Origin of the sequence: Flavobacterium xanthum (assembly GCF_900142695.1) — a bacterium.
Classification (GTDB): domain Bacteria; phylum Bacteroidota; class Bacteroidia; order Flavobacteriales; family Flavobacteriaceae; genus Flavobacterium; species Flavobacterium xanthum.
On sequence record NZ_FRBU01000070.1, the window covers coordinates 1 to 6,499 of the forward strand.

A 6,499-nucleotide genomic window follows, 5' to 3' on the forward strand; every position below is an offset into this window, starting at 1 on the left:
GTTATTTCCGATTTTAGCCTAGAAAATAGAAATGAAAACTTAAAAAACTATCTTAAGTTTCTAAAAAAGTTGCATCGCGAATAGGTCGCAGCATAAATTTCACTCGAAACAAAAAACAAATCTTTCCAAAATTCCATTTTGAGTGTAGTGAATTTGCTATCTAATTTTACGTAATTAGGTAATTCTGAATGAATAATCATCGAATTATTGTCATAATTGAGTTCTACAACTTTTCCTTTAAAAAAGTCCCAGCCAAATCTCCCATCTGTTCCATGTCCTGCTAATTCAGCATCGTAAACTTTTGTTTTGTAAATTGTTTTTCCAATTTTTAAATGATAAAAGGTGCTATAAAGTTCCGTTGTAGATTTAAGTGTATTCTTTAAAACATCATTTATTAAAATCAATTCGGTTGTTCCGGTGTCAAAATTTAAGTTTAAAGTGTCTTTTTCGTTAAAAACAGCTTTTATAAAAATGGTATTATGCTCGTTAATAGTCAGTGAAATCGTGTCACTCAATTTCAATTTCTGGGCAAAACTTGGTATAGAGAAGAGTATGAAAGCAACTACTAAATTCTTTTTCATTTTGAGTAATTTTAATAAAATGCTATTAATGGAATATGACTTTTTCAAAGTGGAAAATCCAAGTATCAGTTTTGAATATAAATTCAATAGTATTTAAATTTTTTTAGATCAATCCACTTTCGATAACTATTTTTTAGGATTTGTTAATTTCCTACTTCTTTATTTTGAATTTTCTAACTCCAATACTTTTTTAAACATAGGGTCATCGTTTAAAAGAAACTCTTTTCCGAATACATTTTCTTTTGTAGTAGTACGTAAATATAAATTATCAATGGAGTATTGAATAGGGTATTCTACATTGTTTTTAAAGGTATCTGCAACCGTTTTGTTGTCTGTAAAATCAATTTGTGGCTCTACTCTAAAAATAACTTTACTATTAGTTAACATCATAACAAAAGGGCTTCTTTGCATTCCACCTAATAGGTCTGGTGTTTCTCCTATACTAATTAACTGTTCACTATTTTTTGCTAAATTGGACAGATTACTTGATGCGGAAAAAATATACCTGTCTTGTAAAATATAAACTTTACCTTCAAAAGGATATTTAATACTATCAGGTACTACAGCAGCTTGCGTTATTTTTATATAAAACATTTCAGGTTCTTTTAAAGTAGGAACATCCACTTTAAAAGTAAATAGCGGTTCTTTTTGTATTGAATCGCGATTATATTCATAATACGTACGCGTGTACGGACTCCAATTTATTCCTAATACTACGTTTTGTCGCAATGTATCCTTAACTATTGACTTTAAAGCGTTATTATACGTTTGGTCATATCCTCCGCCATTTCCTCGTATATCCAGTACAACTGCATTTATTTTGTGTTTGTTTATGACAGCTCCTAAACGTTGATTTATGGAATCGCCTAATTGTACGTCCATTCTGGGTAGTTTAGCATAAAAAATGCCTTGTTTCTCAAAATAGTGTGTTGTCACGGTATCCTTTGGTCCATTGTAAGCGTATTTCCAATTCTTTTTTTGTAAAAAAGTTACTGTATCATTCTTTACAATATTTAATTTGTGTTCGTCAAAACCTTTATCTTGAAATACCAATTTTAGTTTATTGTTTTTATAGATTTCAGAATAACGGTAAAAATCTTCTTTATACGTTTTGTTGTTTATTCTATCCCAACGCAGAGGAGAAGCTGATTCGGTGAGACTTTTTACAAATTGGTGGATTTCAATTCCGTTACAACTGATAAGTTTCATTGCCGCAGGATAGTTTTTTCCTTTATACGAGAATGGTAACAAGTTGTAATACTCACCATTTGTATAATTCAGATTCAAATCTAATTTTGCGTACACTTCGTTTTTTAAATAATCGTAGTACTTATAACTGTTTTCTGCATCTGTACTATCGATACCTCTTACAGCTCCCAATGGAATCCCATATTTTTTCATTTCATCAAGTCCAGAAGGACCTAACATTCCTGTATGTCCATCTTGTGCAGCAAAAAGTGTTTTGTTTACTATTTGAAGGAATTGTTTTGTGGTGGTCTTAGGATTGATTTGCTTTCTAAGGCTTGTTGCATGTTGTGTAAAGTCTATTCCTCTAACTTCTTTATTGAAATAGATCATTGGACTTGTTTGCTTTATGTTAGAGACTAACGTATCGTGATCTTCTAACATCTGTTGATAGGTTAATTTAGGAAGAGTTTCTAATATAGGAATGGATTGCTTAGAAGTAGAGCAAGCAATTAATAAACAAATTAGACTAATGGCAAAAAACTGTTTCATTGTACTTTATTTTTAGAGTACAAATGAAATCAATAGTTAGTGTCTAAAATTGTAAAAATCATTCACTATTCATTTTATTATAAATCCAAGTCAAGTCATTTTGTTGAATAGAAACTTGGTCGATTAATTTTTTTGGAGAATAGCCTGTATAGGTTTTGAAATCATTGATGAAGTGCGCTTGGTCGTAATATTGATTGAGGTAATCTACTTCAGTAGGTGAATGTTGCCCATTCATAATTTCATCCAGAATCGTTCTAAATCGGATTGTTTTTAGGTATGATTTTGGGTTTTGCCCTAAATTATTTTTGAATAAACGGAATAATGAGCTGTCACTTACTTTAAGTTTTTCAGAAAGCGTTTCAACGGTTATATTCTCCGTATTATATTTTGAGATAAAATGCAATCCTTCTTTCAGTTTATCGGGTATTTCATTTTTTAAATTTCTTAAAAGCAATGATTCTAGCTTTTCACTTCTTTTTACAAAATTATCTTCTTCAAAAATTTGTTCTAACAGAAAAGCATTTTTATTTGAAAAAATAGCTTCAAAAACAGAATCAGAATTCATCAAATCAGTATAGGATTCATTAGTGAATGTTCGTAGAGCAGATGGATAGAAGATAATACAAACTTGGTCAAGACAAGAATTAATGTCAACCTGAAAAGGCATTTTATGAAATCCATAAAGTCTACTGACAAAGTTTTTATTTCCTTGAGTAATAATACAATTGTTCGCTTTTGAATGGTTTAAGTAATCAATTTTATTTTGCTTGTAAATGCTAAGACACAGATTGTTGTTAGGAAAAGTAGTGTAATTCAAAATAGTACTATCCGTCTTTTTAAAAAACAGAAAATATTGCACATATTTTTTCAGTAGCTCATTTTTAGGTTTTATGATTATAGATTTCATTTTTTGCTTTAAGTGGCTGATTTTGTTCGGTCTTAATAAAATGGCATTTAATGGCAGTCTCCCGCTTGGGCGGGACAAGTTATGAAAAAACTTTCGTTGATTTCTCCTCTTGCTTTTATATAGGTTTGTTTGTAATTAATTGATTTTCTAAGATGGTACTTTAGGTAAGCAAAAGTAAAATCGCCTGTTATCAATAATTTATGTCTTCACCATCAAGTATGATATACCTATTCATATTTTATACTCGCATATCCGACCCAGTGTTTTTGAGTAGCTATAGCTGTAGTTCCCATACCTAAATCTTCCACTTTTATAAGATCATGATCTACACTTGATGCATAATCTAAAAAAGTCCCTATCAAAGGTTTGTTATATAATGCCTGATTTAATTTATTTGCAAAACTCACTCCAAAAGGCACAGCATAGCGACCACACCAAACCCATTTATATGCTGTATAATCCTTCTTTTGCACGGTATATTCTGTAAATGTTTTTATTTTTTCAGGACTAATTTCTTGTATTAAACACTTTTCAATAATCTCCATATCTAAAGCTCTGGCTTTTTTAGTGCCTTCATCATCAACTCCAAAAGGGGCTAAATCGCCACTCCACTCTTCATTACCATAATGCACAGCATCGTTAGAAATGACAACTGCAACATCTTTGCCGTATTTAAGATGCTTTTCTTTTAAAATTTTTGATACAACATTAGAAAGAGCAGTACTAATACTATCAATCGTTTCATAATTTATATAAGGGACAAGTATTGGGATAATTTCTAGGTTCTTGTTTTTGCGATGTAAAAAAGGTACAATAGCTTCTAATGAATGTTCTAACTCCTGCATATCGTTATGAACTAGGTAGGAATATTTTGGAAGTCGCTCCATAATTTCAGCATTTAAATCAGACACCTTTAAATCACCATAAGGCGATTTCCAATGTGTAAAATCTCCAAAGATGATTTTGTCTTGAAGATTAAAATTTCGAGCGCGATGTGCAACACCAATTAAGATAATCGCGTTGGCCTTTATTCCTTTAAGCGATTCGTAATACAAACGTCCAGCGTATTTATAATCGTCATGTGGACTTATAGCTGCTTTCCATTGCCTATTATTTTTAGAATCCTTAATACCTAAACGGTGATAAATAGAATCTAATTGCCAATTGTATTTTGTAAAACCAATCGTACCATGCACAGGCCTAACTTTTTTTTCTAGTGCTAGGTCTGGCACTACGTTTTTTACATTTTTTTCAATTTTACAACTGAAACAACACACACAGATAAAAATAATTAGTAGTCGCATATAAAATTTATTTTAAACAATTTAGACTAAAAAATAATTTTTGATAGAGAGGTAATATCCGTTTTTTACAATTTGTCTCGAAAGCCCGCTTTACTTTCGTTTAATGTTAAGACTAAGAAGGGTACTTTACTAAAAAAAATCAGTCTTCATAAAAAGGCCTTTTATTATTTCTAAGAAAAAGTAAATATAAAAATCAATGTCCTTCTACTGCAAAAAAAGAGGCGTGATTGCTTCTTGATCCCTTTAGTTTTAGGGGCTTGTTATACGTTTACGATAACTCCATAAAATTAACTGATTATCAAGTGGTTCCACTGTTCGCCGTAGAAGACTCAGCCCCGGATTCATTGTCCGTTATGCGAACGTAACGAATCCTCAACTGTTTACAGCAGGGCTTATTCTTTTTATTTTTGGGTAGTTATTATAACCGCGCCGTAAATTTCATCTTTTCCGTAGATTACATTACTACTGTTTTTATTCAAAAAATTAATATCGTATATAAGTTCTCTTTTTAGCGGTAAAACTATCGTGTTATGGGTTTTGTTGTATTTAAAAGGAACTCCGTCAATAGCAATTAGTGGAGAATCTGCTAATTGACTTTCATTAAAAGCAGCTTTGATTTTATCAACTAAATAATATTGTGCTTCGTCTTCATTTTCTAATAAAAATACTTTTGTTTTTAAGGTTGTAATTATTAAAACACCTGCTTCTCCAAAACTCCCATAAATATTAATTCCTTTTTGTTTATCAATTGCTATAATTTTTTCAATAGCAATCTTTGATAATGGTAATTTTTGTTTTTTTAAATCTTGATACCGAAACGGTTTTCCATCAAGTACAACAATTGGCTGATTTGATATGAATCCACTTTGAGCCATTTTTGAAATTGAATCTGAAAGAAATAATTTTTCTTTTCCTCCGTCAAGAAGTTCATATCTGTTTTGTGAATATGTTGAAAGTGACAAAATTGTGATAATTCCGAGAATGACTTTTTTCATGTTAATTGTTTATGATTTCGTAAGGCCTTATTGGTAAAATCGGTTGGTCTAAAAACCTTAAAAGTTTCTAAAACGCACTAACTATTTTGTAAATATAATTGATTTGTCGTACAATAAAAAGGGATTTTATAAAATCGTCTGTAGTTGATCGCAAATAATTTGAAGCCGTAAAAAGGGTTAAAAAGAGCGATTAAGAGCTTTAAAAAAGAGGCCAATACTCTTAGGTACTGTTTTAGTAAATTTTGTTCAACTAAGTTAAATATTCGGCGCAAGTTGTAGGCTGTAAAAATCAATCCAACATCAGCAGAAGCGTGTTTGATAGTTTTTTTAGTCATGATATAATAAAAATCCTCCTGAGGCATTGGGACCGTTTAATTACGCCATTGAGCAACAAACTGATAAGATTGCCATTAGCAACAACCGCATCCAAAGCATTGACAATCAAAACGTAACTTTTACCTAGAAAGATTACCGTCAAAACGGGTTCAAGAAACAAATGATGCTCACTCACGAGGAATTTATTCGAAGGTTTGCGTTGCATATTTTGCCCAAACGCTTTGTAAAAATACGTCATTATGGTTTTTTGAGTAGCACTTGGAAACGGTATCCACCCGAGCAACTACATATTGTTTAGTTCAATAAGATTAATGATAGGAGCGTAATTTTACAATGGTTTAGATTCCGCTAGCTGCTTGTAATTGTGGGGATACAGGTCTTTAATATTCTTGTGGTTTATAGATTGGATATTCTCAAGGGTATATTTTAGCCACTCAAAAGGATTTACGTTATGCTTTTTGCAGTTAGAAAAAAAGGTATAGGCCATAGCCGCTCTTTGAGCAGCATCGTGCGATCCGGCAAAAAGATAATTCTTTCTACCCAGGGCCACTGGTCTGATTGCATTTTCCACCAGATTATTATCTATTTGCAAGTTACCATCTAATAGGTATGCCGATAAATTATCCCATCTTGTTTGAG

General features: G+C 31.4%; 6 protein-coding genes and 1 pseudogene. 1 reads left to right on the plus strand and 6 read right to left on the minus strand.

Annotated features, from left to right (window positions below; genetic code table 11):
* Positions 1 to 47: 47 nt before the first annotated feature.
* The 5 genes from BUC11_RS16060 to BUC11_RS16685 all read right to left on the minus strand — a co-directional run bounded on the left by BUC11_RS16060 (position 48) and on the right by BUC11_RS16685 (position 5,524).
* Positions 48 to 581 (minus strand): hypothetical protein, encoded by a 534-nt coding sequence (locus tag BUC11_RS16060; protein ID WP_073355694.1) that lies wholly within the window; start codon positions 579 to 581, stop codon positions 48 to 50.
* Positions 582 to 740: 159 nt separating this feature from the next.
* The gene (locus BUC11_RS16065) at positions 741 to 2,318 is read right to left on the minus strand and encodes a S41 family peptidase (protein ID WP_073355696.1); all 1,578 of its coding nucleotides are present in this window, start codon (positions 2,316 to 2,318) and stop codon (positions 741 to 743) included.
* 58 nt (positions 2,319 to 2,376) lie between these two features.
* The gene (locus BUC11_RS16070) at positions 2,377 to 3,225 is read right to left on the minus strand and encodes a helix-turn-helix transcriptional regulator (protein ID WP_139259546.1); all 849 of its coding nucleotides are present in this window, start codon (positions 3,223 to 3,225) and stop codon (positions 2,377 to 2,379) included.
* 227 nt (positions 3,226 to 3,452) lie between these two features.
* Entirely contained in the window at positions 3,453 to 4,529 is a 1,077-nt protein-coding gene (gene amrB, locus BUC11_RS16075; RefSeq protein WP_073355699.1) for an AmmeMemoRadiSam system protein B, read from the minus strand.
* A 401-nt stretch (positions 4,530 to 4,930) separates the two neighbouring features.
* Positions 4,931 to 5,524, minus strand: coding sequence for a hypothetical protein (locus BUC11_RS16685; protein WP_084129736.1), 594 nt, complete (start codon positions 5,522 to 5,524; stop codon positions 4,931 to 4,933).
* Positions 5,525 to 5,918: 394 nt separating this feature from the next.
* Between BUC11_RS16685 and BUC11_RS16690 the strand changes: the two are divergent.
* Positions 5,919 to 6,128: pseudogene (locus BUC11_RS16690) on the plus strand (transposase); the annotation flags it as partial.
* A 60-nt stretch (positions 6,129 to 6,188) separates the two neighbouring features.
* On the opposite strand, the gene BUC11_RS16095 reads toward BUC11_RS16690, so the two are convergent.
* Positions 6,189 to 6,499: IS66 family transposase (locus BUC11_RS16095; protein WP_139259424.1), on the minus strand; the 311-nt coding region annotated here is incomplete at its 5' end.

Coding starts and splice junctions, on each gene's coding strand:
- BUC11_RS16685 (WP_084129736.1), bottom strand. CDS start 5,524: ATGAAAAAAGTCATTCTCGGAATTATCACAATTTTGTCACTTTCAACA.
- BUC11_RS16065 (WP_073355696.1), bottom strand. CDS start 2,318: ATGAAACAGTTTTTTGCCATTAGTCTAATTTGTTTATTAATTGCTTGC.
- BUC11_RS16070 (WP_139259546.1), bottom strand. CDS start 3,225: ATGAAATCTATAATCATAAAACCTAAAAATGAGCTACTGAAAAAATAT.
- BUC11_RS16060 (WP_073355694.1), bottom strand. CDS start 581: ATGAAAAAGAATTTAGTAGTTGCTTTCATACTCTTCTCTATACCAAGT.
- amrB (WP_073355699.1), bottom strand. CDS start 4,529: ATGCGACTACTAATTATTTTTATCTGTGTGTGTTGTTTCAGTTGTAAA.